The organism is candidate division KSB1 bacterium, from assembly GCA_022566355.1.
GTDB lineage: Bacteria > Zhuqueibacterota > JdFR-76 > JdFR-76 > DREG01 > JADFJB01.
Window position 1 is genome coordinate 1 of record JADFJB010000212.1, and the last position, 2,821, is coordinate 2,821.

At 38.4% G+C, this 2,821-nt stretch carries 2 protein-coding genes; both read left to right on the forward strand.

Annotated features, from left to right (window positions below; genetic code table 11):
• Nucleotides 1-136: 136 nt before the first annotated feature.
• A complete protein-coding gene (locus tag IIC38_20280) occupies nucleotides 137-1,288 on the forward strand; it encodes a hypothetical protein (GenBank protein MCH8128259.1) in 1,152 nt (383 codons plus the stop codon).
• Nucleotides 1,289-1,325: 37 nt separating this feature from the next.
• Nucleotides 1,326-2,381, forward strand: coding sequence for a hypothetical protein (locus tag IIC38_20285; GenBank protein ID MCH8128260.1), 1,056 nt, complete (start codon nucleotides 1,326-1,328; stop codon nucleotides 2,379-2,381).
• Nucleotides 2,382-2,821: the final 440 nt, after the last annotated feature.

Here is a 2,821-nt window from a genome sequence, read left to right on the forward strand (position 1 = left end):
GGTTTCACTGATGCTAATATAAGGGTTTTTTTCCTTCATTTTCAGGATTTCCCTATAGACAATTTCAGCCGGAAGTAGTAAATTAAAACAATTAAAGTGCGATAACACCGCAACCAACCAGATCAAGGAAGGAAAAATGAAACTACAAGTTCAGTGGAACTTTTTAATGACTAGATTTCTTAAAGAATTCCTTTCAATTAGGTCAATTCTCTTATTAACAGGGGTGATAATTTTAGGCGGCTGCAACAAAAAAGTAAATATGAAATCGGAGGAGAAAAAAGACTCGAAATTTTCCATTAACATTCTAGAAGGCAATAAAATTGTGTTTGAATCAATAGATTCGTTATTGGTAATTGAGTTTTCTAATGGGGTGTCGAATGATCGAAAACAGGAAGTATTGGACGATTTTAATTTGAGATTACTTCCTATTCGGCCCAGAAAAAGCCTGGCCATTCAATCTATCGACAAATCGACGCTTGTTCTTGGCATTACAAAGGGCAAAAGCTCATCCATCCGACACCAGATTATTAAGAAATATCCTAATGAGATAAACGGTATATTACCGGCATTGAAACATGAAAATTCTAGTGAGCCTCTCTATCTAAGACCAACAACATTTGGAGTAATTTTTTATTTAGACGTCCCTCATGATAGCGCAATGACGCTTTTGCATGATTACAATTTATCCATCCCGGACAGTTGGATTGAAAATCACTTTTTCCCCTATTATGTCATGCGTTTGGCATATATCAATATTGCCAAACATGCAGGACTGTTTGACATCATTCAATCCATCTCAGATAAACAAGAGGTTTATTCAGCCTTTCCTTTACATGTGAATGGTGGTTATTCATTACCACGTGGGCTAAACCCAACACCTGGGAAATTTAAAAATGTTAGAAAAACCGCTCCTTACATAAAAAAATTAAATGGGAATTTGCGGCGATTATATTGGACTTGGAAAACAGCTCCGATGAGTGTTTTGAAAGAGCTGGCTAAGCGGGGTGGGATCCCTTTGGTCCAAGATTCAATTAAAGTCGAGGTTAAATTAGATAAAATAAATTTAGATGAGGCTCATCAACTACTGCTTGAAAATCGTGTGCGGCTTCTTGGTGCCATCAAAGACGTTGGTAATTCTTTGGCATTTACCGGGATAGTGAAATGGCAAGATATAGAAGGTTTTGCCGGCAATAAAAATGTGCAATGGCTTAGCTTACCCTTTTATCTAACCATAGAGGGGGGTCTTGACACGGAAACAATTCCACCACCGCCACCCAAGAATCCTTAATTTCTCATCATAAGATTAATTGAAAGGAGTAACTAAAATGAAAACTGAGATCAATTACATTTGCGCTACATTTTTGATTTTGTTTAGTAGTACCGGTTTCGCTCAAGTTAAGACAACGGATATAGAAAATCCTTACTGGTATTATTCTTTTAATGGTGAAAGAATTGAATTTGAGCCAGTAGCTGAAGAAATCTTGGTTGAGTTTAAAGCAGAAGCCGAATCCTCCGCAAAAATTCGGGCACTCTCAAAATTAAATGAAAATTATGATGCTCTATGGAAAGGCCAATTTAAGACAACGAAAGAAGTAAATTGGTCTGATAAAGATGAGGTGCTCTTACTTAATACTAACGCCAATATTCTTAAAACTGAAGAAATTCTTAAGCAAGAATCAGAGATCCTTGGTGTCTTGCCAAAGCTAAAGAACAAAAGTACCGGTCAGATCCTTTTCCTGCAAAGTTCTAAAATTGCCTTCAGCCAGGAAGTAAGCACGTCTGATTCGACTATTCTACGATTTCTTTCCGAACAAAGTGCTTTTCTACTTTGGCAGCAAGACTGGAAGAAACGCTTACCTGAATTTGACCTGACGTCCTTCCAAATTAAAGACGAGAAAGAACTTACTGAACATTATAAAGAATCAATATCTATTGAGAAAATTCGAAGCAGAAATCAGCTTGCACTCATGCTCTTCTCACCAGACGGTTTGCGCGCAGTCAACACGAGACCTGGAGCAACAGTTTATAAAAAGAACGGCTATTATGAGCTTGGTTACGGCGATACTGGCGCTTTGAAACTATATAATTTCAACACGAATACATCTTTTCGTCTTCTTTTTTCCGGCATGTCTGGCCCGGAGACTGTCGGCATAGCATGGCTCACCGACGCATTGTTGGTTACAGTTGGTACACTGTGGGATCTCTCGGGTGAATTTGATAAAACCGCGCCTGCTGTGATGATATTCGATTTGGATAAGATGACACGGCGAACTTTGATTGGCAATTTCATTAACGCACTGGATTTTTACAAGACTCGGCGATTGGGGAACAAACCGCTAACCGAACCGCGACTCATGTTCTTGTATCGCGGAAAAAATTAGTAGAATGGGATAGCCAAAGGCATTCGTATCCGTTCGTCCGGGCCGGACATTCATTACCAGAGTTGAGTTGGGCGTTGGTCATTCAACAATAATTTCGAAACCGACGGCGTATTAGCAATTGCAATGGAAAAGAGGCTAAATATTCCCGAGGATTAAAATGGCTGACGAATGATATTGTCAATTTCATCTGTGCTTTTTCCGGAGGGGTATTTGTGCTTATTGGATTGCAATTTATTTAGAATGAAAGGGTTGTTCCAATCATTAATTAACTTAATAATAAGCCATACATATCCATTTCACGGTACTCGTTAAAGGTTTCACTGATGCTAATATAAGGGTTTTTTTCCTTCATTTTCAGGATTTCCCTATAGACAATTTCAGCCGGAAGTAGTAAATTAAAACAATTAAAGTGCGATAACACCGCAACCAACCAGATCAAG